This window comes from Methylomarinovum caldicuralii (genome assembly GCF_033126985.1).
Taxonomy (GTDB): Bacteria; Pseudomonadota; Gammaproteobacteria; order Methylococcales; family Methylothermaceae; genus Methylohalobius; species Methylohalobius caldicuralii.
Genome location: NZ_AP024714.1, coordinates 1,178,259 through 1,201,062 on the forward strand (window position 1 = coordinate 1,178,259; position 22,804 = coordinate 1,201,062).

Consider the following 22,804-nt stretch of genomic DNA (forward strand, 5'->3'; position numbering starts at 1 on the left):
GCCTCAGTCCGCCTCCGGGCCTGACTTGCCGCTGAGCCAGTAAGCGAAGGCGATCACCTCGGCGACGGCCACGTACAGCTCCCTTGGAATCTCCTCGCCTAGCGGCACCCGCGATAAGACCTTGGCCAGCTGTGGATCGTGGTGCACTGGCACCTGGTGGTCTTCCCCGGTGGCGATGATGCGCCCGGCGGTTTCCCCGTGGCCTTTGGCGACGATGCGGGGAGCCGAGGTGCCGTCGTATTTGAGGGCCACGGCCAAGTCCGGCGGATTGACGGTCGTGGTGTCGGGTTTGCGGCTCATGCTTCCTCGTTCAGCAAGGGTCCTGCGGCGGCCGGTTCCGGGGTCGGGGGCGGCAGCGGCCGTTCCGTCACCTGCAAGCGGGCCGGCGTCAGCCCCGCCAGGGACAGGCGTCGTTCCAGTTGTTCCAGATGCTGCGCGAACAGGCGCCGGGTGTCCGGCCGCTCCCCCCAGAAGTAACTGCTGATCTGCCGCCCGCTCAGGACGATGCGGGCCCGGATCGTGCCCAGGGATGCCGGCTGCAGTTCCAGGTCCACCGACCACAGCGGCCGGGAAGCTTCCGCATCAGCGCCGTTTCTTTCCTGTTCCCTTTTGATGACCAGGGTCAGCACCTCCAGGCTTTGGTCATCGTGATAGGGGATCTCTAGATGCCAGACGGTTTCGGGGCGGTCCGGTTGCGGCAGTGAGGCCAGCTGGTCGACGGTGATCCGGGCCAGCGCCGCGGTGACTTTCCGGCTCAGGGAATCGAGCAGGGTTTCCAGCGTCCGGGAGTGGGCCTCCCTTGACGGGAGTGTATCGGATGGGGAGGATGCGTGCTCTGGAGACGGATGCAGCGGCAGGGCTGGGCGCTCGCGAAGGGCGTCCGCCAATTGCCGGAGCTGGTGTTTGAGATCCGGCGGCCGGGAGGCGGCGGACGCCTCCGCCGGGATATCGGCAAACAGCCCGCTGCGGCGGACGGCCTGGCGCAGACGGTCGGGGGAAACCAGCTCGGTCTGCCGTGGCAGTGCCTGCCGCAATTGTTCGAGCTGACGGCGTACCGGTTCGGGTATTCGGGGGTCGCCGGCCAGTTGCAGCAGGGCCGGCAGGCTCTGGGTCAGCGGCTGTTGCTGCGGCAGGACATTGCGGAGCAGTTGGGCGGGGGCGTCGCCACTGGAAGCCGGTTGCAGCACCCGCAGCTGGGGTTGCGGGCCGCCCTGGACGACCTCCAGCCGGACCTGTCCCCCGGCGGGCAGGGAAACCTGCGTGTCGGCGATCACCCGGCTGCCGAGCATTTCCAGCATCACCTGGTTGGGACCGGTCTGGGCCAGCACCCGGGCCTGGATGCGCTGTCCCGGCTGCAATACCTGCAACGGGGGAACCGGTTGGGAAGGGGCGCTGCTGCGCCCGAGCACCGGAATCAGCGCTTGCAGGGCCCGGCGGATTTCCATGTTCAGAAGGCCAGCATCTTCTGAATCTGCCAGATTTCCTCCCGCGCGGTTTCCAGCACGTTCATGCTGGTGTCGGCGTCCAGCCGTCCGGCGAGCAGTTTGCGGTAGGCGGGCACGGTGTCGATCCGGGGAACCTGGCGGATCTCCGGGGAACCGATGAAACTGTGCAGCTGCGACACCAGGACGATGTCGAGATAGTCCGGTTCCGGGCCTGCGTCGTGGAACCAGTCCTCGGCTTTGCGGGCGATGACGGCGAAGTCCTCGGGGAAGTCCCAGCGCCGCATGATGGCCGCCCCCACCGGCCCCCGCAGTCTGGCGATGGTGTGCTCCAGTTCCGCAGGATCGCTGAGCAGGTCCATGTGGGCATCGGCGAAGGTCAGTACCGGCACCGCGCCGATGTCGTGGATCAGACCGATGAGCATGGCCCGGTCCGGATCGAAGCCGGGGGTCTTGTGGGCCAGCACGGCGCAGATGGCGGCCACGTAGCTGCTGTGCCGCCAGAGGGCGTTCATGCGTTTCCGGATCCGGTGGGACTTGGCCTGGAACACCGCCTTGAGCGCCAGGGTGGTGATGATGTGCTGTGCCGCCTTGAGGCCCAGGCGGGTGAGGGCCTGGGGGCAGCTTTCGATGCGGCGTCGCCCCCGGTACAGGGGGCTGTTGGCGATCTGGATCAGGCGGGCGGTGATGACCGGGTCCATCTGCACCACCTTGGCGATTTTGGTGTTGCTGGCCTTGGGATCGTTGATGGCGCGGCGAATCTTGAGGGAAATGTCGGGAATGGTGGGGAGGGAGAGCTTGTTTTCCTTCAGGGCCCGGCAGCACTCCCGGAAGAAGGGACCGGCGTGTTCCAGCGCTTCGGGAGTATCAGTCTCGGTCTGGGAGGGCGCGGGCATAAGCGGGTGTTTTTGTCGGCGTTGTCCTCATCAAGTCTAGCCGTTTTCGCAACAAACGGCAGGGCGGTGGTGCGGGAAACCACCGCCCTGCCGGTTCACTCCGATGGGCCGGCATTGTCCGCCTTGTCCCGCCGCGGCCGCAGATGGGGGAACAGCAGCACGTCGCGGATCGACGGCGAATCGGTCAGCAGCATTACCAGCCGGTCGATGCCGATGCCTTCGCCGGCGGTTGGCGGCATGCCGTGTTCCAGGGCGATGATGTAGTCCTCGTCGAAGTGCATCGCCTCCTCGTCGCCGGCATCCTTGGCTTCCACCTGTTTGCGGAAGCGTTCGGCCTGGTCCTCAGGGTCGTTGAGCTCGGTGAAGCCGTTGGCGATCTCGCGCCCGGCGATGAAGAGCTCGAAGCGGTCGGTGACCTCCGGGTTTTGGTCGTTGCGCCGCGCCAGGGGGGAGACTTCCACCGGATATTCGGTGATGAAGGTGGGGTCGAGCAGCTTGGGTTCGACGCTCTTTTCGAAGATCTCGGTCTGCACCTTTCCCAGCCCCCAGGTAGGCAGCACCGGAATCTCCAGCCTTTCCGCCACCCGGCGGGCGCTTTCCAGGTTGTCCACGTCCTCGGCCGCCAGCCCCGGGTTGAACTTCAGCAGCGACTCGAACAGGGTGTAGCGCTGGAACGGCCGGCCGAAGTCGTACTCGCGTCCCTGGTAGGTGACGGTCGCGCTGCCGAGGACCGATTCGGCCAGCTCCCGCAGCAGGGTTTCGGTCAGGTCCATCAGCTCCGGGTATTCGGCGTAGGCCTGGTAGAACTCCAGCATGGTGAATTCCGGATTGTGCTGGGTCGAGAGGCCCTCGTTGCGGAAGTTGCGGTTGATTTCGAAGACCCGCTCGAAGCCGCCCACCACCAGGCGTTTAAGATACAGCTCCGGGGCGATGCGCAGGTACAGCTGCATGTCGAGGGCGTTGTGGTAGGTGATGAAGGGGCGGGCGGCGGCGCCGCCGGGGATCACCTGCATCATCGGGGTTTCGACTTCGAGGAAGTCGCGGTCGATGAGGAACTGGCGGATGCGCTGCACCATCTGGGAGCGGATGATGAAGGTGCGGCGGCTGACCTCGTTCATGATCAGGTCGAGGTAGCGCTGGCGGTAGCGGGCCTCGCGGTCGGTGAGGCCGTGATATTTCTCCGGCAGGGGGCGCAGGCACTTGGCCAGCAGGCGGATTTCGTCCACCTTCACCGACAGCTCGCCGGTCTTGGTCTTGAACAGCACGCCCTCGGCGCCGAGGATGTCGCCCACATCCCATTTCTTGAATTCCTGATACAGGCCGTCGGGCAAATTGTCGCGGGTGACGAACAGCTGGATGCGCCCGGAATAGTCCTGGATGTGGCAGAAGCTGGCCTTGCCCATGATCCGCCGGGTCATCATCCGCCCGGCGACCCGCACCCGCAGCGGGGTTTGCTCGAAGAACTCGGCCGGTTTGTCGTCATAGCGGGCGTGGAGCTCGGCGGCGACGCTGTCGCGGCGGAAATCGGTGGGATAGGAGAAGCCGGCCTCGCGCAGGGCCGCGAGCTTGGCCCTGCGCTGGGCGATGAGGTCTTGTTCGGTATTGGTTTTCGTGTTCATTGATGTCTGGTGTGGGTTGAAAGATTACAGTCCCTGTTTCAGGCTGGCCTCGATGAAGGGATCGAGATCGCCGTCGAGCACCGCCTGGGTGTTGCCCACCTCGACGCCGGTGCGCAGATCCTTGATCCGCGACTGGTCGAGGACGTAGGAGCGGATCTGATTGCCCCAGCCGATGTCGGACTTGGACGCCTCCAGCTGCTGCTGTTCGGCGCGGCGCTTCTGCATCTCCAGCTCGTAGAGCTTGGCCTTGAGCTGTTTCATCGCCGTGGCCTTGTTTTTGTGCTGGGAGCGGTCGTTCTGGCACTGGACCACGATGCCGGTGGGCAGATGGGTGATGCGCACCGCCGACTCGGTCCGGTTGACGTGCTGGCCGCCGGCGCCGGAGGCGCGATAGACGTCGATGCGCAGGTCCGCCGGATTGATGTCGATGTCGATGTCGTCCTCCACCTCGGGGGAGACGAACACCGCCGCGAACGAGGTATGGCGGCGGTTGCCGGCATCGAAGGGGGACTTGCGCACCAGCCGGTGGACGCCGGTTTCGGTCCGCAGCCAGCCGTAGGCGTAGGGGCCCTCCACCTTGATGGTGGCGCTTTTGATGCCTGCCACTTCCCCGGGCGACAGCTCGATGATCTCGGTCTTGAAGCCCTTATTCTCGGCCCAGCGCAGGTACATGCGCAGCAGCATGTCGGCCCAGTCCTGGGCCTCGGTACCGCCGGAGCCGGCCTGGATGTCGAGGAAGGCGTTGCTGGCGTCCATCTCGCCGGCGAACATGCGGCGGAATTCCAGATCGGCCACCGTCTTCTCGAAGTTTTCCAGATCGGCGGCAATGCTGGCGATGGTGTCCTCGTCGCCTTCCTCCTGGGCCATCTCCAGCAGCTCGGCGGCATCGGCCAGGCCCTGGGAGAGGTTGTCCAGGGTCTGGACGGTCTCCTCCAGATGGGCTCGTTCCTTGCCCAGCGCCTGGGCCCGGTCCGGGTCGTTCCAGACCGCCGGATCTTCCAGTTCGCGCAGGATTTCTTCTAAGCGCTCTTTCTTGTTATCGTAGTCAAAGATACCCCCTCAGAGCCTCGACGCGGCTCTGGAGGTCTTCGATCTTGCGGCTCAACTGATTGAGTTCCAATGCTTCCATCGTCTCCTCGCGTTGGATAGAAATCGGATAATTTTACCTTAATTGACGTTTGTCGCCGCGTTAAGTTGACCGCCCTTAGACCGGGAGGATGCCATGACACTGGAAACCGCGCTCCGGGATTATCTGGCCCAACAGCTTCGGGTGGTGGAGGCGGAGGAAGCCGGGATCGTTCAGGACACCGATCCGGAGCCGCTGCACCGTTTCCGGGTCGCCCTGCGCCGCAGCCGCGCCGTGCTGGGGGAGATGCAGGCGGAGGTGGTGCCGAAACTGGCCGGCCTGCGCCGGCAGATGGCCGCCGTCATGCGCCGGACCAACGCCCGCCGCGATGCCGACGTCTTCCTGGCGCTGCTGCCGACGTGGCGCGGGCAGGTGCTGGATTTTCTCGCCGACGGCATCGAGGGGCTGGAACGGCCGCTGAGGCGGCAGCGCGAGGAAGCCCACCGGCAGGTGCTCGCGCTGCTCGGAAGCGAGGAATACAGGAAGCTGAAGAACGACTGGCACGCCTGGCTGACGGCCCCGCCGGGGGCGTGGCTGGCGGCGGAGCAGACCGAACCGCCGGCGGAGATTCTGCAGCGCCACATTGCAAGGCGGCGTAAGAAGGTCAAAAAGCGGCTGCGGACGCTGGCGCGCGATGCGGCGCCGGAAGCGGTGCACCGCCTGCGGATTGCGGTGAAGAAGCTGCGTTACCTGCTGGAGTTCGCCGCCGCCAGCGGGGAAATCGCAGGTGCGAAGCAGGCCATCGCCCGTCTCAAGGAATTGCAGGACTGGCTCGGCGCCCATCACGATGCAGCGGTCCAGTCTGCCTGGCTGGGGCGGATATTGACCGAAGCGCCGCGCCTGTCCCGCCACACCGCAGCCGTCATCGGTTGGCTGCTGGCAGAGCGCCAGCGGTGTCAGGCGCGGGCGCTGCGCAAACTGTCCAGGCTGTCCGGGCGTTGGGGCGACTAGTCCTAGCGGTCGTCGCGCACCTGAACCATCCCGTCCTTCACCCGCACCGGGAACACGTGCAAATCCTCGTAGGCCGGAGGGCTGAGGACCTCGCCGGTCTTGATGCAGAAGCGGGCGCCGTGGCGGGGACAGACGATCACGTCGCCTTCCACCTCGCCGCTGGCGATTTCCGCCCCATCGTGGGTGCAGACGTCCTCGATGGCGTAGAATCCGCCGTCGAGATTGAACACCGCCACCTCGGTGCCGTCGACCTCGACGACCACGTGCTGGCCCGGCTTCAGATCCTCGACCTTACAGACTTCGATCCAGTCGGACATGGGTTGAATCCCTCGTGAAGTTGTGAATTCAGGCGTCGCAGGGGACGGGTGGAAGGGCGTACCCGGCCCGGACGGGCGGGTTTCGAGCCCCCAGGGAAGGGTTTACGGCGTCCCTGGAACCCGTTCCCTGCGGCGATCCCCAAGCTGGCATTTGCCTATTCGGTGCTCACCGCCTCCTGTTCGCCCTTGATCGCCGCCTCCAGCGAATGCCAGGGCAGGGTGGCGCACTTGATCCGGGACGGATACTGGCGCACTCCGGCCAGCACCGCCAGCTTGCCCAGTTCCTCCCGCTTCAGGTCATCGTCCTGACCGGTGACGATCTTGTGGAAAACATCGAACAGTTTTTCCGCCTCCGCCAGGGTCTTGCCTTTGACGATTTCGGTCATCAGCGAGGCCGAGGCGGTGGAGATGGCGCAGCCCTGGCCCTGGAAGCTGACGTCGGCGATACGGTCGCCGTCGAGCTTCAGGTACAGGGTGATGCGGTCGCCGCAGAGGGGGTTGTGGCCCTCGATGATCCGGTCGGCGTCCTCCATGGGGCGGAAATTGCGGGGATTGCGATTGTGGTCGAAGACCACCTCCTGGTACAGATCTCTGAGATCGTCGAGCATCAGCTGAACACCTTGATGATTTCCTTGAGTGCATAGATGAGCAGATCCACCTCCTCGCGGGTGTTGTACATCCCGAAGGAGGCGCGGGCGGTGGCGGGCACCCGGAAGAAGTCCATCACCGGCATGGCACAATGGTGGCCAGCCCGGACCGCGATGCCGTAATGATCGAGGAAGGTGCCCAAGTCGTGGGGATGGACCCGGTCTACCACGAACGACAGAATCGCCCCCTTGTGCCGGGCGGTGCCGATCAGGCGCAGACCCGGCACTTCAGCGGCGCGCTCGGTGGCGTATTGAATGAGGTCGTGCTCGTGGGCGGCGATGGCCTCCAGGCCGATTCCCTGCACGTACTCGATGGCCGCCGCCAGCCCGACCGCCTCGGCGATGGCCGGGGTGCCGGCTTCGAATTTGTAGGGCGGATCGGCGTATTCGGTCTTCTCGAAGGTGACGGTGCGGATCATTTCCCCGCCCCCCTGCCACGGCGGCATCGCCTCGAGCAGCCCGCGCCGGCCGTAGAGGGCGCCGATGCCGGTGGGGCCGTAAACCTTGTGGCCGGAGAAGGCGTAGAAGTCGCAGCCGAGCGCCTGCACGTCCACCGCCAGGTGAGGGACCGCCTGGGCGCCGTCCACCAGCACTTTGGCCCCGTGGGCGTGGGCCATGTCGATCAGCCGTTCGACCGGATTGATGGTGCCGAGAGCGTTGGACATATGGGTCACCGCCACCAGCTTGGTGCGGGCCGTCAGCAGCCGTTCGAATGCTTCCAGCAGCAGTTCGCCATGGGTGTCGATGGGGGCCACCTTCAGCACCGCCCCGGTCTGCTGGCATACCAGCTGCCAGGGAACGATGTTGGAGTGGTGCTCCATGGCGGTGATGAGGATTTCGTCGCCTTCCTTGAGGTTGGAGTGCCCCCAGCTCTGGGCCACCAGATTGATGGCTTCGGTGGTGCCGCGGACGAAGACGATTTCCTCCACCGCCTCGGCATTCAGGAACTGGCGCACAGTCTCGCGGGCGGCCTCGTACCTGGCGGTGGCGCGCTCGCCCAGGGTGTGGACGCTGCGGTGGATGTTGGCAAAGTCGCGGCGGTAGAAGTCCGCCAGGGTGTCGATGACGGCATTGGGCTTCTGGGCGCTGGCGGCGTTGTCCAGGTACACCAGCGGCTTGCCGCGCACCTGCTGCGCCAGGATGGGGAAATCGGCACGGATGCGATCGATGGGGTAAGCGCTCATGATTCCTCGTCCAGTTCGATGGCGTCGAAGCGATCGTCCAGTCGCCGGTGCAGATAGGCCCGCAGCGGGACGATCCCGACCTGCTCGATCAGTTCGTTGACGAAGCCGTAGAGCAGCAGCTGGCGCGCGGCCGCCTGATCGATGCCGCGGGTTTCCAGGTAGAACAGGGCGTCGGGATCGAGCTGGCCGACGGTGACGCCGTGGGCGCACTTGACGTCGTCGGCGTAGATCTCCAGCTGCGGCTTGGTGTCGATCTCGGCGTCGTCCGACAGCAGCAGGTTGCGGTTGTTCATTTCCGCATCGGTGCGCTGGGCGCCGGGTTCGACGACGATGCGGCCCTGGAACACGCTGCGGCCGCGCTGCTCGGCGATGGCCTTGTAGGCTTCGCGGCTGACGCTGTCCGGGCGGGCGTGGATCAGCCGGGTGTGGCTGTCCAGATGACGGCGGCCGTCGGCCCAGTGGAGGCCGTCGAAGCGGGTCTCACAGCCCTGCCCCAGGCGGGCGTGGATGTCGCTGCGGGCCAAGAGGGCACCGAGGGCGAAGTGGGTCTGGCGGCAGCGGGCGCCGTCGGCCTGATCGACGTAGAAGCCGCCGAAGTGGAAGGCGCGATCGTGTTCCTCCTGAATCTTGACGTGATCCAGCGCCGCGTTCTCCGCCAGCACCACTTCGGTGACGTGGGCGGTCAGGCCGGCCTCGACGCCGGCGTAGGACTCGATCACCGTCGCCCTGGCGCCCGCTTCCAGGCGGATCAGATGGCGGGTGAGGGCGGCGGCGGGCTGGGTCTGGATGTGAAGGATCTGGACCGGGTGTTCCAGTTCGACGCCGCTTTGCAGCCACAGCAGCATCCCGCCGTGGAACAGGGCGGTGTTGTAGGCGATGAAACCGTGGTCTTCGTCCACCGCCTGGCCGAGAATCCGGCTCACCTGATCGGGATGGCGGCGCAGGGCGCTGTCCAGATCACACAGGATTACGTCGCCGGCCAGGGCCGGATGGGACAGGTCACGGTGGAAATGACCGTCGATGAAGACCAGGTGCCAGCAGTCGGCCAACAGGCGCTGCTGAACCCAGGCCACGTCCACCTGGCCGGATTCGGCGGCGACGGGAAAGCGTTTGCGCGCGATCGGGGTGACGTTGGTGTAGCGCCATTCCTCCTCGCGGGGGGAGGGGAAACCGCAGGCAACGAAACGTTCCAGGGCCTTGCGGCGCAGGCCGGCGAGCCAGGCCGGGGCGTTTTCCGCCAGCACGTCGGTGTGCCGGCGCAGCGGTTCGATCACTTCGGCAGGGAGCGTCATCGGGCCTGGGCCTCCAGGTGGGCTTCGATCCAGCCGTAGCCTTTGGCTTCCAGCTCCTTGGCCAATTCCGGGCCGCCGGACTTGACGATGCGACCGCCGGCGAACACGTGGACCACGTCCGGCACCACGTAGTCGAGCAGGCGCTGGTAGTGGGTCACCATCAGGAAACCGCGCTGTGGGCCGCGCAGGGCGTTGATGCCCTTGGCGACTATCTTGAGGGCGTCGATGTCCAGCCCCGAGTCGATCTCGTCGAGGATGCACAGGGTCGGTTCCAGCACCAGCATCTGCAGGATCTCGTTGCGTTTCTTCTCGCCTCCGGAGAAGCCCTCGTTGATGGCGCGGTAGAGGAACTGCTCGTCCATTTCCATCAGTTTCATCTTGTCCTTGACCAGGGCGATGAAGTCCATGGCGTCCACTTCCGGCTCGCCCCGGGACTTGCGGATGGCGTTGAGGGCTGCCTTGAGGAAATAGATGTTGCTGACGCCGGGGATTTCCACCGGATACTGGAAGGCCAGAAACACCCCTGCGCGGGCGCGTTCCTCCGGCTTCAGCGCCAGCAGGTCCTGACCCCGATACCAGACTTTGCCTTCGGTGACCTCGTAGCCTTCGCGGCCGGCCAGCACGTTGGCCAGGGTGCTCTTGCCGGAGCCGTTGGGGCCCATGATGGCGTGGACCTGGCCGTAGTCGAGGGTCAGATCCACCCCAAAGAGGATGGGTTTGTCCTCCACCCTGGCGTGGAGGTTTTCGATTTTGAGCAGGGGTTCGGTCATGACGGTTGATCTATCCTCAAGTCTTTGCAGATTTGTCGTGCCAGCAGGTCTTTGATTTCATCCCACGCTTCCTTCCAGACTGACGCCCAGCAGATTCTGCGCCTCCACCGCGAACTCCATCGGCAGTTCCTTGAACACTTCCTTGCAGAAGCCGTTGACGATCATCGACACCGCGTCCTCCGGCGAGATGCCGCGCTGCTGGCAGTAGAACAGCTGGTCCTCACTGATGCGCGAAGTGGTGGCCTCGTGTTCCACCTGGGCGTCGGCGCGCTTGACCTCGATGTAAGGGAAAGTGTGGGCGCCGCAGCGGTCGCCGATGAGGAGCGAGTCGCACTGGGTGTAGTTGCGCGCCCCCTCGGCGCTTTTGAGCACCTTCACCAGGCCGCGGTAGCTGTTCTGCGCCTTCCCGGCGGAGATGCCCTTGGAGATGATGGTGCTCCGGGTGTTTTTGCCGATGTGGATCATCTTGGTGCCGGTGTCGGCCTGCTGGAAGTGATTGGTGACCGCCACCGAGTAGAACTCGCCCACCGAGCCGTCGCCGCGCAGGATGCAGCTGGGATACTTCCAGGTGATGGCCGAGCCGGTCTCCACCTGGGTCCAGGAGATCTTGGCCCGCTCCCCGCGGCAGTCGCCGCGCTTGGTGACGAAGTTATAGATGCCGCCGCGGCCCTCCTCGTCGCCGGGATACCAGTTCTGCACCGTGGAGTACTTGATCTGGGCGTCCTTCATGGCGATCAGCTCCACCACCGCGGCGTGGAGCTGGTGCTCGGATCGCATGGGGGCGGTGCAGCCTTCCAGATAGGAGACGTAGCCGCCGTCCTCGACGATGATGAGGGTGCGTTCGAACTGGCCGGTGTTGGCGGCGTTGATGCGGAAGTAGGTGGACAGCTCCATGGGGCAGCGTACCCCCTTGGGGACATAGACGAAGGAGCCGTCGGAGAACACCGCCGAGTTCAGGGCGGCGAAGAAGTTGTCCCCGGGCGGCACCACGCTGCCCAGATATTCGCGCACCAGATCCGGGTATTTCTGCACCGCCTCCGAGATGGGGCAGAAGATCACCCCGGCTTTCTCCAGGGTTTCCCTGAAGGTGGTGGCCACCGAGACGCTGTCGAACACCGCGTCCACCGCCACCCCGGCCAGCCGCTCGCGCTCGTGCAGGGGAATGCCCAGTTTCTCGAAGGTCTCCAGCAGCTTGGGATCGACCTCGTCCAGGCTCCTGGGGGCGTCCTTGCGGGATTTGGGGGCGGCGTAATAACTCAGCGCCTGGTAGTCGATGGCCTGGTATTTGACGTGGGTCCAGCGGGGCTCTTTCATCTTCTGCCACTGGCGAAAGGCTTCCAGGCGCCACGCCAGCAGCCACTGCGGCTCGTTCTTCTTGGCCGACAGGGCGCGGATGATGTCCTCGTTCAGCCCCGGCGGGAGGCGTTCCTCCTCCACCTCGGTGACGAAGCCCTCTTCGTATTCGCGGCCTATGAGTCTTTCCAGATCTTTGCTGCTTGCTGCCATGGGTTTTCTCCGCGCTGTCAGCCCGCCGTCTCGTGCAGGCGGGTCAGGGAAATGGGATGTTCTCGGGAAACGGGCCGGACCATGTCCGCCAGGGTGACCGTCTCCAGGGCGGCCTGGATCGCCCGGTTGATCAGCGCCCAGTTGCCGCGGATGTCGCAGCCGTCCGCCTGCCGGCACTGGTTCTCCGCCAGGCTGCATTCGGTCAGGCCGATGGGGCCTTCCATCGCGGCGATGAGTTCGGCCACGTTGATCCGTTCCGGCGTTCGCGCCAGCCGGTAACCGCCGCGGGCGCCGCGTTCGGAATGAAAAATGCCCGCCTGGCTCAGGCGCTTGAGCACCTTCTGCACCGTGGGCAGCGCGATGCCGACGGCGTCCGCGATCTCGGTGGCGCTGTGCATTTCGTGCGGCCGCCGGGCGCTGTGGCAGGCGATGACGATGGCGTAGTCGGTCAGTTTGCTGAGGCGTAGCATGGCGGTTCCACTTGAATGGGACTATTTTAGTCCTGAATGTATCTCCAAGTAAAGTGCTCGGTTTTTGCGAGGGAGATCAGGAATTGAGTCTACAATTTAAGGGAGGAGCGGGGCAAGCATCCGGCTTGTGCCCAGGGCAATCGCATGAACGCTACGTCCATCCAAGCAACTGAGCCCGATAATGGTCACTGGAGGCGGCCAGGAGCCGTCTTGCCTTGATACCCCCGCGGCGTTTGGTGGAGTCGAGGCTGTCAAGCGACACCAGAAATTGACCCTCTTGCGACACTTGGAACTGGCCCCCCCTGGTTTACAAGGTTGTTGCGTTGGATTTCCCGGCTTGCTCAGTCCCGGGGAGGTGGGAAGCGGGCCTGATAAGGCCGGCCCGCCGTTTCTCCCGCAGGCGATAGCTTTCGCCGCGGATGGTGATGACATGGCTGTGATGTAACAGCCGGTCCAGGATGGCGGTGGCGACCACCGCGTCTCCGAAGACTTCTCCCCCTTCGCCGACACTGCGGTTGCTCGTAATCAGCAGGCTGCCCCGCTCATAGCGCCTCGAGACCAGTTGGAAGAACAGGTGGGCTGCCTGGGATTCGAAAGGCAGATACCCCAGTTCATCGACAATGAGCAGCTTGGGTTTGCTGTAGTGCGTGAGACGTTCCTCCAGCCTGCCCTGGGCTTGTGCCTGGGTGAGGGTGGTCATCAGGGCTGTGGCGGTGGTAAACAGCACCGAATAACCTTTGTGGATGGCCTCACGGCCTAAGGCGACGGCCAGGTGGGTTTTGCCGACTCCCGGGGGACCGAGCAGCAGGAGTGCGTCGCCGTTGGCGATCCAGCGTCCTGTGGCCAGTTCCCGGATCGGTTTGGGATCGACCGACGGCTGGGCCTGGAAGTCGAACCCCTCCAGGGTGCGCACGTAGGGGAATTTGGCAATGCTGGTGGCCATGTGAACCCGGCGCTGGTCCTTCCTGGCGATTTCGGCTTCGCACAGGAAGGTGAGGGCCTCCCGCAGGTTGAGGTCTCTTCGGGCGGCCTCGTCGAGCAGGGTGTCGAGGCCGTCGCGAATGGCAGTGAGCTTGAGCCGGGTGAGCATGGCGTCGAGGCGGTCGTTGTTCACCAGGCACCTCCTGCGATCTGCTCATACTCGGCCAGGGGGCGTAACAGCTCGGAAGTGGCGGGCTCGACCGACGGGGATGGGGCCGGATGCGGGGAGCTGATCACGCCCTTGAGGTGGGCCGGATCGAGACGGCGCTGACGTTTGCCGACCGCTTCGGCATGGCAGGCGACCAGCACGCCGCCGTGGTAGATCTTCACCTGGCCGGTTTCGATCTGGACCTGGGTTTGCTGGCCGATCAGCCGCCAGGGAACGCTGTAGCGGTTGGTGTCGGCTTCGACGCAGGCATCGGCGTGGACCTTGCGGCTCAACTCCCGGATCTGCTGGAAGGGCGCCCGGTCTTTCAAGGACCCAAGCGCCTGCCGCGCTTGTGCCTGGAAGCGGTCGATGGGACGCTCACCGGTGGTGCCATGGATGCGCACGTCGGCCACGGCCGCCATCCAGTGTTCCAGATGGGCCTGGAGCTCGGCAAACGAGCCAAACTCACGTCCGGCAATGGCATTGCGCTTGACATAGCCGACACCATTCTCGCATTTGCCCTTGGTGCGGGCTCGGTAGGGGGCGCAGGCCTTGGGCGTCACATCCCAGTAACGGCAGAAGGCGTGGAAGCGCTCGTTGAAGCTGACTTCCCGGGTCACCGGATCATGCCGATCCACCAACGCCCGGGCATTGTCGAGCAAAAGCTGCTCGACGACCCCGCCAAAATGCCGGAAGGCCGCCTCGATCCCCGCCAGCCAGGCAGACTGGCGTTGATGGGTAAAGGCCATCACAAAGCTCCGCCGGCTGTAACCCAAGGTCGCCACAAACAGATGCACTCGCACCTTCTCCCCGGCAATCACCACCACACATTGACCAAAGTCGATCTGCATCTGTTTGCCGGGCGGCGTCTCGAACCGCACCGTCGCCCTGCCCTCCGCTTCCAGGCTCCGGCGAAGACCTGCCACAGCCCGCTCCACCGTCCGCAAGGAAACCCCAACCCCATGCACCCGTTTCAATTCCTGGCGCACCACCTCGGCATTGCCGCGATGACGGCGGAACTGCTCCTCCACAAAGGCCTCCAACCCCTCCAACTTGCAGGATCGTTTGGGCTTGGCAGATGGTTTCCAACCCCCCTGGCGTACATAACGCCTGACCGTGTTGCGGCTCATGCCAAGTTCTTTGGCTATCCGCCGGCTCCCCCATCCCTTGGCATGTAAGCTCATCACCGCCGCTACCTCCTCTGGCAGCTTCATCTCTTCCCTCCTTTTTGCTACCGGGCAAAAAGGCAGGACCGTATCACTTTCTCTCTTCATTGACCTCTCCTCTGTCTCTTCAAGGGAGGGTCAATTCTTCATGTCGTTATAGGGTCATTTTTGCATGTCGCCTCACATCGGGGAAAGCCGGCCGGTGGCGCCGAACACCCATCCGGACGGTTCCGACAATCCCGCAGGACGGCAGAAGAACCGTCGGGTGGAAATCTTCGTGCAAACGGCTGGGCCTCAATGATACCGCAGGGCGGGCCGGCCCGAAGTATTCATCCCTGGATTAATAACCCCTGTTTGGAGGAAGGTGGCTATGAAAACCTTTGTGATGCGAAGCGTATTGGCACTGGCAATCCTGTTTTGGGGGATGGCCGGTGCCGAAACTCTGGTGCCCGATGCGGTTTACGGGCAGACAGATTCGGGAATCGAATATGTCACCATCCCGGTCACCGATTGCGCCAATCTGACAGCCACGCCGATTGTCGTCGGTGACTGGCTGGTCTATCCCATGCACGAGCATTCCAGCAATTGTTCCGGGCCCGGACCTTATCGGCATACTTTGTTCGGTTACCGGTTGAGTGACGGCAGGCTCTATCAGCTGCGGGACGACGGGGCGGGGGAGGCGCCGCTGAATTATTGGCAGGATCAGGACCTCCTGCTGTGGAACACCACATTCGGCGGGACCGTGTTCCTCCTGGATCCCGGAACCTTCGATCTCCGCAGGAAGCTCAGCGTCCAGACCACCAGCGACAGCGGCGGGGTGGTCCTCGACGGCCTCTACTATTTCTGCACCATCAACAGTCCGGACCATACCTGCCAAAATCCCACCAATCCCAATTGCGGCGCTCTGTTCGCCATCGATGCCGAGGGTAACGTGGTCCATTCCCTGAACCTGGATGGCGGCTTTCTGGCCTGGATCGGGACCAGTCCCACCAGCGACGGCCAGTATCTCTATTGGAGCACCGCAGCCCAGACGGTGGGGGAGAAGAGCGGTGACGAGACCACTTACACCTATGGCTGTTCGGTGGTCAAGACCGACAAGGAGCTCAATGTCCTTGCCAGCTTCGATCCGGGAGATCCGGCCTGTTACATGCTGCCTTTCACCGGTGCCAACATGGACTCGGTCAGCGGTGAGGTGGTTCCCGACGGGACCGGGCTGTGGGTGCAATACGTGCGTCCCAACGAGGCGGCAGGCGCTGGTGGACAGTTCAAAAGCGTCCTGTATCGTCTCGACCTGAATCTGCAGGAGCAATGCCGGCTGACGTTCGATTTCGAGCCGCAGACCCAGGCGGCCGGGTTCTATGCCGCCCCGACGGTGGATGCCGACGGCAACGCCTACGTGCCGGTCAGCGTGCCCGATGCCGACCATACCCGCAGGGGGCAGCTGTGGAAAGTGACCCCGGCGTGCGAGGCCACGCTGCTGGCCGAGGTTCCCGGGAGCTTCGCCCATGCCTCGCCGACCCTGGCGGACGACCGCTACGTGCTGTTCGCTACCGACGGCCGGCTGCAGGTGCTTACGCTGACCGGGGAACAAGTGCGCGATTATACGTTGGCTTCCCAGGCGCCGGTGTTGACCAGTCCTGTCATTCACGAGGGGACCATCTATGTGGTTCAGGAGGATGGCACCCTGAACCGGATAGAAGGCAGCGGCGTGGCAGGCTACGGCAGCGCCATCTGGCCCCGCTACCGGCGCGATAATCGGGGATCGGCGGCTTTGTCCTCCTCCAAGGGGGCAAGCGCTCAGGTGAGGGGCGCCTTCATCGCCTTCCATCTGGAGGTCAAGGATCTACCGGGGATCAGGAGCTTGTGGCCCCGGCTGGAAGACTTCATGGCTCTGGCGGACCGGTACGGCCACAAGATCACCCTACAGTTTTCCGCCCCCTGGGTGGATTATGTGGTCCAGAGCGGTCTGACGGACAAGGTGCTGGCCTGGGAGGCCGAGGGTCACGAGATAGCCCTCCATCACCACGGTCCGACCCACAAATTTTTCGACGGCTATACCGACGCGCCGGATCTCATCCGCACCGATGCTTGGTACGGTAACGGCAAAAATGTCGCTTGGCAGGGGGGGATGGACGCCCTGATGGAAAAACTGGCGCCACTGACTCGCCGCGGGATTCTCTCCGCCGGCATGTCCGACGAGGACACCGACTGGCCCGAGGGGGTGCTGTTCTATGCTACCGATTCGGGATTAGAGCCTTCCAGGGACGACCTGCTCAGCACGCCGGTGGTGAAATGGCACAACGGCCAGCCGGTGGTGGAAATTTACAACACCGGCTATCTGATCAGCCATCTGGGGGATGCGGCGGTCACCCTGTCGGACATCGAATCTGCCCTGCAAAGCGCGACTGAAGCCCAGTACATGGGCATCGTCTTCAACGACGAGACCATCAGCGAGGATTTTGCTGAGATCGAGCCGCTGTTCCAGTTGCTGCAACGTTATGGCGTGCAGGTGCGGACAGTGAGTGACCTGCTGGGCAAACTGGACGGGGCCGGGGTCCGGGAGGCGGAAGCGGTCATGGACGCCGGGGAAGCTCAGTATCCGCAGTATTTTCCCTCCCACGAAACCACGCGCTGGTTCGATCCGTATCTCTACCGTTTCTATCCGGAGACTGGTGTCTATCTCGGCATCAATGAGGATGAAAAGGCTGTTTATTTGCTCGGAGGCGTTTTCGGCGACACCCTTTACCGTGTGGGGAGTGTGTCGGAAGTGAAAGCGTTGCTGGGTTTGGATTGATGGGGGGGTGATTTGATGAATGAGGCTGAGGCGTTGTCGCGGCTGTTCACGGCCTATGGCCTAAAGGATGGTGACCTGTATTTTCTTGATCTGATTCCGCTGGTGGAGATGGTCTGGGCCGAGGGCCACAATCAAGAGGCGGAACTGCGGATACTTGAGGCGTTCGCCCGTCGTCACATGGAGGAACTCAACGGGTTGCTGGGCTATCAGGCCGTAACTGAGCGGGATCTGGAGAATTTCATGGATCGATTTGCCCGCCGCAGACCGCCCCAAGCGTTGCTGGCGAAGTTGCGCACCATTGCCTGCCACCGGGTGCGGCGCCGCTCCAGTGGGGAGATGGCAGACAAGGCCGGGCGGATTTTGGAATACTGTATCGACATTGCCGCCGCCTGCGTCACCCGTTATCCATATAGTCTGCGTGAACGCATCATGGAAGGTGAGCGCAGGCTTTTGGGGGAATTGTTGCCCTTGCTGCAGGGACAATCCGGCTCTTGACAGGCCGGAACCGTTGTGTAGGTTTGTTATCCAGACGGGTAGGTGAAGAAACTGCGGAGAATGCCATGTTCGGGCGGGTGTTGACCTCGATCCTGTTGCTGGTGGCCACTTGGATCCTCATCGTCCTCACCGACGAGACACCGGGCTGGGTGGGCTGGCAGGAGGCGCTCATCACCCCGGTGGTGATCTTCGCCGGCTGGCGGGCGATGAGGGATCTTTGGGAATGGTACCGGCAGATGACGGGGGAGGAGTAAGGGAGCGCAGGGCAGCCCTGTAAGCCGCCCTGCGCCTCTGCGTGCTGAGGTCAGATCCCGTAACGCTCGCGCAGCAGTCTGGCCGCTGCCACCATCCGGGTCAGGGCTTCATCCACCTCGGGCCAGCGGCGGGTTTTGAGGCCGCAGTCGGGGTTGACCCACAGGCGCGCGACCGGAATCTTCTCCGCTGCCTTCTCCAGCAGCGCGACCATCTCCTCGACCGTCGGGATGTTGGGGGAATGGATGTCATAGACGCCCGGGCCGATCTCATTGGGGTATTCGAAGTCGGCGAAGGCGTCGAGCAGCTCCATCTTCGAGCGCGAGGTTTCGATGGTGATGACGTCGGCATCCAGGGCGGCGATGTGCTCGATGATGTCGTTGAACTCGGCGTAGCACATGTGGGTGTGGATCTGGGTCTCGTCGCGGACGCCGGCGGCGGCGATGCGGAAGCTGCGCACCGCCCAGTCCAGATAGGCGTCCCAGTCCCCCCGGCGCAGGGGCAGCCCCTCGCGCAGGGCCGGCTCGTCGATCTGGATCACGCCGATGCCGGCCTGTTCCAGATCCAGCACCTCGTCGCGAAGCGCCAAGGCGATCTGCAGGCAGGTGTCGCGGCGCGGTTGGTCGTCGCGCACGAAGGACCACTGCAGCATGGTAACAGGACCGGTTAGCATCCCCTTCATGGGCCTGGTGGTGAGCGACTGGGCATAGGTGATCCAGTCCACCGTCATCGCCCTGGGACGGGCGACGTCGCCGTAGATGATCGGCGGCTTGACACAGCGCGAGCCGTAGGACTGGACCCAGCCGTTTTCGGTGAAGGCGAAGCCGTCGAGCTGTTCGCCGAAGTATTCCACCATGTCGTTGCGCTCCGGTTCGCCGTGGACCAGCACGTCCAGGCCGTAGCCTTCCTGCTTCTCCACCACGAAGGCGATCTGGCGGCGCATGAAATCGACGTATTCGGCCTCCCCGATGTCGCCGTTTTTGAAGGCGCGGCGGGTGCGGCGGATCTCCGGCGTCTGGGGAAAGGAGCCGATGGTGGTGGTGGGCAGAAGCGGCAGCTGCAACCGGGCACGCTGGGCCTGGCGCCGCACCGGATAGGGGTTGGCGCGCTGGTCGGCGGGCAGGTTCTGCAGCCGCTCGCGCACCTCTGGCCGGGTCACCCGCGCGGATTTCCGGCGCGAGGCCAGCGCCCGGCGGCTGGTTTCCAGGACTTCGGCGACGGCATCGCGGCCTTCGCTCAGGGCGCGTTTGAGGGTGACGGTTTCTTCGATCTTCTGCACCGCAAACGCAAGCCAGCTTTTCAGTTCCCCGTCCAGCTTGGATTCCACCGCCAGGTCCACCGGCACGTGGAGCAGGGAACAGGAGGGGGCGACCCACAGCGCATCGCCGCGACGTTGCCGCAGCGGTTCGAGGATTTCCAGCGCCCGGTCCAGATCGGTGCGCCAGATGTTGCGGCCGTCGATGATCCCCACCGACAGCACCTTGTGGGCCGGCAGCCAGTCGGCCACCAGGTTCAATTCCCCCGCCGCCCGCACTGCATCCACGTGGAGGCCGGCCACCGGCAGGTCGCAGGCGGTCCTGAGATTGTCCGCCAGGGGGCCGAAGTAGCTCGCCAGCAGCAACTTCAGCCCCGGCACTTGCAGGGTGTGGTAGGCGCGGGAGAAGGCGGCGCGCCAGGCTGTGGGCAGGTCCAGGGCGAGAATCGGCTCGTCGATCTGCACCCAGGCGGCCCCCTGGGTCTGGAGGCGCTGGAGGATCTCACCGTAGACCGGCAGCAGCCGGTCGAGAAGGGTCAGTTTGTCGAATGTTTCCCCCTGACACTTTCCCAGCCACAGCCACGAAAGCGGCCCGAGCAACACCGGCCGGGCCTTGTCGCCGACGATTGCGCGGGCTTCCGCCAGTTCGTCGAACAGTTTGGCCGAGGAGACGGCGAAAGCCATGTCCGGGTGCAGTTCCGGGACCAGGTAGTGGTAGTTGGTGTCGAACCACTTGGTCATTTCGCAGGCCGGCTGCGGACTGCCTGTGGGGGCGCGGCCACGGGCCATGCGGAAGTAGGTGTCCAGGTCCACCTCGCCGCCGGGATGTTCGAAGCGAGGCGGCACCGCTCCCAGCAGGGCGGTGGTGTCGAGGACGTGGTCGTACCAGCTGAAGTCGCCTACGGGGATAAAGTCGAGGCCGGTGTCCTGCTGGAGCTGCCAGTGGCGGCGGCGCAGCCCGGTGCCGGTGCGCTGCAGTTCGGCGCGGTCGATGTCGCCATTCCAATAGGCCTCGACCGCCTGTTTCATCTCCCGACGCAGGCCGATGCGGGGAAAACCGAGAATGTGGGCGCAGGTCATGGGTGTATCCTAGTCGTATTGAAACCGGCCAACAGTATCGCCCCTTCGGTTTATGAGTACAATTGATGATTTCTCAGATTTAAGTGAGACGGATTCATGTATCTGGAGCTCAAGCACCTGCGCACCCTCAAGACCCTGCAGCAGACCGGCAGCCTGGTGGCCGCCGCCCGCCGCCTGCATCTGACCCAGTCGGCCCTGTCCCATCAGCTCCGGGTGCTGGAGGCGCGCTTCGGCGTGGCGCTGGTGATCCGCAAGAGCCGGCCCGTGACCTTCACCCCGGCCGGCCGCCGCCTGCTGGATCTGGCCGAACAGGTGTTGCCCCAGGTCGAGGCGGCCGAGCGCGACCTGGCGCGCCTGGGCGGCGGACAGGCGGGACGGCTGTTCATCGTCATCGAGTGTCACAGCTGTTTCGAATGGCTGCTGCCCACCATGGATGCCTACCGGACCGAGTGGCCGGAGGTGGAGATGGACCTGACCCTGGGGTTCAGCTTCGAGCCGCTGCCGGCGCTGCTGCGCGGCGACGTGGACTGGGTGGTGACCTCCGACCCGCAGCCTCTGGCCGGCATCGCCTATGAGCCGCTGTTCGCCTTCCAGGCCCTGCTGGCGGTGGCCAAGGACCACCCTTTGGCCCGCAAGGACTGGATCGCGCCCGAGGACTTGGCGTACCAGACCCTCATCACCTATCCGGTGGAACGCCAGCGCCTCGACGTGTTCCGCAATTTCCTCGACCCGGCCGGGGTGCAGCCGGCGGCCCAGCGCACCTGCGAGCTGACGGCGATGATGCTGCAGCTGGTGGCCAGTCGCCGCGGGGTTTGCGTACTGCCCAACTGGGCCCTGGCGGAATACCTGGCGCGCGACTACGTTGCCGCCCGGCCCCTGGGACCGCAGCCGCTGTGGGGAACGCTGTACGCGGCGGTGCGCGAAAGCGAGAGGGAACTGGCCTATGTGAAGGGATTTCTGGAGACGGCCAGGCGGGTGTCGTTCGAGACGCTGCGGGGGATTCGGGCGGTTGGGGATTAGCCGTTATGGAAATATGCAAGGCTCAGTCTGGTTGCAGTAAACAGTCGTAATACGTATTATCCATTACATAATGGATAATGAAATGGCCCGCACATGATTCGCAGCTTCCGGGACAAGAAGACGGCAGCAATCTTTCAGGGATATTTCGTCGCCGGTCTGCCGCGATCGATACAATCCCGAGCCTTGGACAAATTGAGGCTGATTCACAGCGCGGCATCCTTGGATGACTTGCGGATTCCGCCTGGCAACCGACTGGAAGCGTTACAGGGCGAACGCGCGGGTCAGCACAGTATCCGGATTAATCGTCAGTGGCGCATCTGTTTCCGGTGGGAGGCAGGTCATGCCTGGGATGTGGAAATCACCGATTACCATTGAGGTTCAACGATGAGCATTTCGCTTGAGGAACTTTCCAAGACCGACTTTTCCGAGGTGACGACCGGGGAAGAGATTTCGCTCAGCACGCCCGGTGACATATTGCGTCGGGAATTCATGGAGCCGTTGGGATTGTCGGCCAATGCCCTGGCCCGCGCCATCCGGGTTCCCCCCAACCGGATCACCGCCATTCTCAAAGGGACCCGCTCGATCACCGCCGACACCGCGCTGCGCCTGGGGCGGTATTTCGGCACGACTGCGGAATTCTGGCTCAATCTGCAGAAAGACTACGAGCTGCGGGTGGCGCGGCGCAAGTCGGCACGGCGGATCGAGGCCGAGGTCGAGCCGTTGTCTTCGGTCGGCTGAAAAGATCCCGCCGCTATGCGGCGGGATCTTTGCGCTTTACGCCGTCCGGATCGGAATTCGGCGGCTGAGATGGCCGCTGGCCTTGGGCAGCACCAGGGTCAGCACCCCGTTGCGGTAGCGGGCCTCGGCGCGGTTTTCGTCCACCGGCACCGGCAGGGGGATGGCGCGTTCGAAGGCGCCGTAGGCGCGTTCCAGCAGATAATAGTGGCCGCCGCTTTCCTCCCGTTCCGCCAGTTTCTCGCCGCGCACCACCAGGGTGTCGCCGACGATCTGAATGTCGAACTGATCCGGCTCCATGCCGGGGATTTCCATCCGTACGATCAATTTGTCCTTTTCTTCCTTCACCTCCGCAGGGATCAGGCCCCAGCGGGAAGCATCGGCCATCAGCTGCTGCTCGGGGCCGTCGCCCCGGCGGTGGTGAGCAAAGCGGGTCAGGGCGTGGCCGGCGCGCTCCTTCAGTTGCTGCCAGCCTTCGGCAAGGGATGCCACGGCGTGCTGGATGCCGTGACGCAGCTGTTCCAGGGTGCTCATCTGTCATTCTCCTCAAGTTCGTTGATGGATGGCCGAGAGATTGTACCGGTATGGCCGGAAATCTGCCGGGTTTTGACTATGCTTGTTGTCATAGCGAGATTGAACTTCCCAACGAGGTAAAAAA

23 protein-coding genes are annotated in these 22,804 nt (G+C 64.2%); 7 read left to right on the forward strand and 16 right to left on the reverse strand.

Features of this window, described 5'->3' with window-relative positions; translation table 11 throughout:
- Window positions 1-3: 3 nt before the first annotated feature.
- The 5 genes from MCIT9_RS06125 to prfB all read right to left on the reverse strand — a co-directional run bounded on the left by MCIT9_RS06125 (window position 4) and on the right by prfB (window position 5,086).
- Window positions 4-300: an EscU/YscU/HrcU family type III secretion system export apparatus switch protein gene (locus tag MCIT9_RS06125; protein ID WP_317706521.1), complete on the reverse strand. Its 297-nt coding sequence runs from the start codon at window positions 298-300 to the stop codon at window positions 4-6.
- Entirely contained in the window at window positions 297-1,445 is a 1,149-nt protein-coding gene (fliK, locus tag MCIT9_RS06130; RefSeq protein ID WP_317706522.1) for a flagellar hook-length control protein FliK, read from the reverse strand. The genes MCIT9_RS06125 and fliK overlap by 4 nt, the downstream gene beginning before the upstream one ends.
- A gap of 2 nt (window positions 1,446-1,447) precedes the next feature.
- Complete coding sequence (locus tag MCIT9_RS06135; RefSeq protein ID WP_317706523.1) at window positions 1,448-2,338, reverse strand: HDOD domain-containing protein; 891 nt, start codon at window positions 2,336-2,338, stop codon at window positions 1,448-1,450.
- 95 nt (window positions 2,339-2,433) lie between these two features.
- The gene (lysS, locus tag MCIT9_RS06140; RefSeq protein WP_317706524.1) at window positions 2,434-3,957 is read right to left on the reverse strand and encodes a lysine--tRNA ligase; all 1,524 of its coding nucleotides are present in this window, start codon (window positions 3,955-3,957) and stop codon (window positions 2,434-2,436) included.
- A gap of 24 nt (window positions 3,958-3,981) precedes the next feature.
- Window positions 3,982-5,086, reverse strand: a protein-coding gene (prfB, locus tag MCIT9_RS06145) for a peptide chain release factor 2 (protein ID WP_317706525.1) whose coding sequence is annotated in 2 segments (ribosomal slippage) — window positions 3,982-5,004 and window positions 5,006-5,086 — 1,104 coding nt in all. Because the reading frame shifts where the segments join, the coding sequence is not laid out codon by codon here.
- Window positions 5,087-5,179: 93 nt separating this feature from the next.
- Here prfB and MCIT9_RS06150 point away from each other — a divergent pair.
- Entirely contained in the window at window positions 5,180-6,034 is an 855-nt protein-coding gene (locus MCIT9_RS06150) for a CHAD domain-containing protein (protein WP_317706526.1), read from the forward strand.
- A 2-nt stretch (window positions 6,035-6,036) separates the two neighbouring features.
- Here the strand turns inward: MCIT9_RS06150 and MCIT9_RS06155 are convergent, their stop codons facing one another.
- From MCIT9_RS06155 to istA, 9 genes are all read right to left on the reverse strand, one after another.
- Window positions 6,037-6,351 (reverse strand): non-heme iron oxygenase ferredoxin subunit, encoded by a 315-nt coding sequence (locus MCIT9_RS06155; RefSeq protein WP_317706527.1) that lies wholly within the window; start codon window positions 6,349-6,351, stop codon window positions 6,037-6,039.
- Window positions 6,352-6,506: 155 nt separating this feature from the next.
- Entirely contained in the window at window positions 6,507-6,959 is a 453-nt protein-coding gene (gene sufU / locus MCIT9_RS06160) for a Fe-S cluster assembly sulfur transfer protein SufU (protein WP_317706528.1), read from the reverse strand.
- Complete coding sequence (locus tag MCIT9_RS06165; RefSeq protein WP_317706529.1) at window positions 6,959-8,182, reverse strand: SufS family cysteine desulfurase; 1,224 nt, start codon at window positions 8,180-8,182, stop codon at window positions 6,959-6,961. The genes sufU and MCIT9_RS06165 overlap by 1 nt, the downstream gene beginning before the upstream one ends.
- A complete protein-coding gene (gene sufD, locus MCIT9_RS06170) occupies window positions 8,179-9,474 on the reverse strand; it encodes a Fe-S cluster assembly protein SufD (protein WP_317706530.1) in 1,296 nt (431 codons plus the stop codon). The genes MCIT9_RS06165 and sufD overlap by 4 nt, the downstream gene beginning before the upstream one ends.
- Window positions 9,471-10,232, reverse strand: a complete 762-nt coding sequence (gene sufC, locus MCIT9_RS06175) for a Fe-S cluster assembly ATPase SufC (protein ID WP_317706704.1) — start codon at window positions 10,230-10,232, stop codon at window positions 9,471-9,473. Before sufC ends, sufD begins: the two co-directional genes overlap by 4 nt.
- Before the next feature lie 69 nt (window positions 10,233-10,301).
- Window positions 10,302-11,750, reverse strand: a complete 1,449-nt coding sequence (sufB, locus tag MCIT9_RS06180) for a Fe-S cluster assembly protein SufB (RefSeq protein WP_317706531.1) — start codon at window positions 11,748-11,750, stop codon at window positions 10,302-10,304.
- A gap of 17 nt (window positions 11,751-11,767) precedes the next feature.
- On the reverse strand, window positions 11,768-12,220 hold the full coding sequence (locus MCIT9_RS06185; RefSeq protein WP_317706532.1) for an SUF system Fe-S cluster assembly regulator: 453 nt from the start codon (window positions 12,218-12,220) through the stop codon (window positions 11,768-11,770).
- Window positions 12,221-12,527: 307 nt separating this feature from the next.
- Entirely contained in the window at window positions 12,528-13,334 is an 807-nt protein-coding gene (gene istB, locus MCIT9_RS06190; RefSeq protein WP_317706533.1) for an IS21-like element helper ATPase IstB, read from the reverse strand.
- Window positions 13,331-14,623: an IS21 family transposase gene (gene istA, locus MCIT9_RS06195; protein WP_422880200.1), complete on the reverse strand. Its 1,293-nt coding sequence runs from the start codon at window positions 14,621-14,623 to the stop codon at window positions 13,331-13,333. The genes istB and istA overlap by 4 nt, the downstream gene beginning before the upstream one ends.
- Before the next feature lie 262 nt (window positions 14,624-14,885).
- On the opposite strand from istA, the gene MCIT9_RS06200 reads away from it, so the two are divergent.
- The 3 genes from MCIT9_RS06200 (at window position 14,886) to MCIT9_RS06210 (ending at window position 18,058) form a co-directional block, all read left to right on the forward strand.
- A complete protein-coding gene (locus MCIT9_RS06200; protein WP_317706535.1) occupies window positions 14,886-17,309 on the forward strand; it encodes a PQQ-binding-like beta-propeller repeat protein in 2,424 nt (807 codons plus the stop codon).
- Between the two features lie 33 nt (window positions 17,310-17,342).
- A complete protein-coding gene (locus MCIT9_RS06205; RefSeq protein WP_317706536.1) occupies window positions 17,343-17,804 on the forward strand; it encodes a hypothetical protein in 462 nt (153 codons plus the stop codon).
- A gap of 65 nt (window positions 17,805-17,869) precedes the next feature.
- Entirely contained in the window at window positions 17,870-18,058 is a 189-nt protein-coding gene (locus tag MCIT9_RS06210; RefSeq protein WP_317706537.1) for a hypothetical protein, read from the forward strand.
- Between the two features lie 50 nt (window positions 18,059-18,108).
- Here MCIT9_RS06210 and metE read toward each other — a convergent pair whose 3' ends face one another.
- On the reverse strand, window positions 18,109-20,391 hold the full coding sequence (gene metE / locus MCIT9_RS06215; protein ID WP_317706538.1) for a 5-methyltetrahydropteroyltriglutamate--homocysteine S-methyltransferase: 2,283 nt from the start codon (window positions 20,389-20,391) through the stop codon (window positions 18,109-18,111).
- A 96-nt stretch (window positions 20,392-20,487) separates the two neighbouring features.
- Between metE and MCIT9_RS06220 the strand changes: the two genes are divergently transcribed.
- The 3 genes from MCIT9_RS06220 (at window position 20,488) to MCIT9_RS06230 (ending at window position 22,149) form a co-directional block, all read left to right on the forward strand.
- On the forward strand, window positions 20,488-21,411 hold the full coding sequence (locus MCIT9_RS06220) for a LysR family transcriptional regulator (RefSeq protein WP_317706539.1): 924 nt from the start codon (window positions 20,488-20,490) through the stop codon (window positions 21,409-21,411).
- A 93-nt stretch (window positions 21,412-21,504) separates the two neighbouring features.
- The gene (locus tag MCIT9_RS06225; protein ID WP_317706540.1) at window positions 21,505-21,786 is read left to right on the forward strand and encodes a type II toxin-antitoxin system RelE/ParE family toxin; all 282 of its coding nucleotides are present in this window, start codon (window positions 21,505-21,507) and stop codon (window positions 21,784-21,786) included.
- Window positions 21,787-21,795: 9 nt separating this feature from the next.
- Entirely contained in the window at window positions 21,796-22,149 is a 354-nt protein-coding gene (locus MCIT9_RS06230; RefSeq protein ID WP_317706541.1) for a HigA family addiction module antitoxin, read from the forward strand.
- A 36-nt stretch (window positions 22,150-22,185) separates the two neighbouring features.
- Here MCIT9_RS06230 and MCIT9_RS06235 read toward each other — a convergent pair whose 3' ends face one another.
- Complete coding sequence (locus tag MCIT9_RS06235; protein ID WP_317706542.1) at window positions 22,186-22,680, reverse strand: Hsp20/alpha crystallin family protein; 495 nt, start codon at window positions 22,678-22,680, stop codon at window positions 22,186-22,188.
- Window positions 22,681-22,804: the final 124 nt, after the last annotated feature.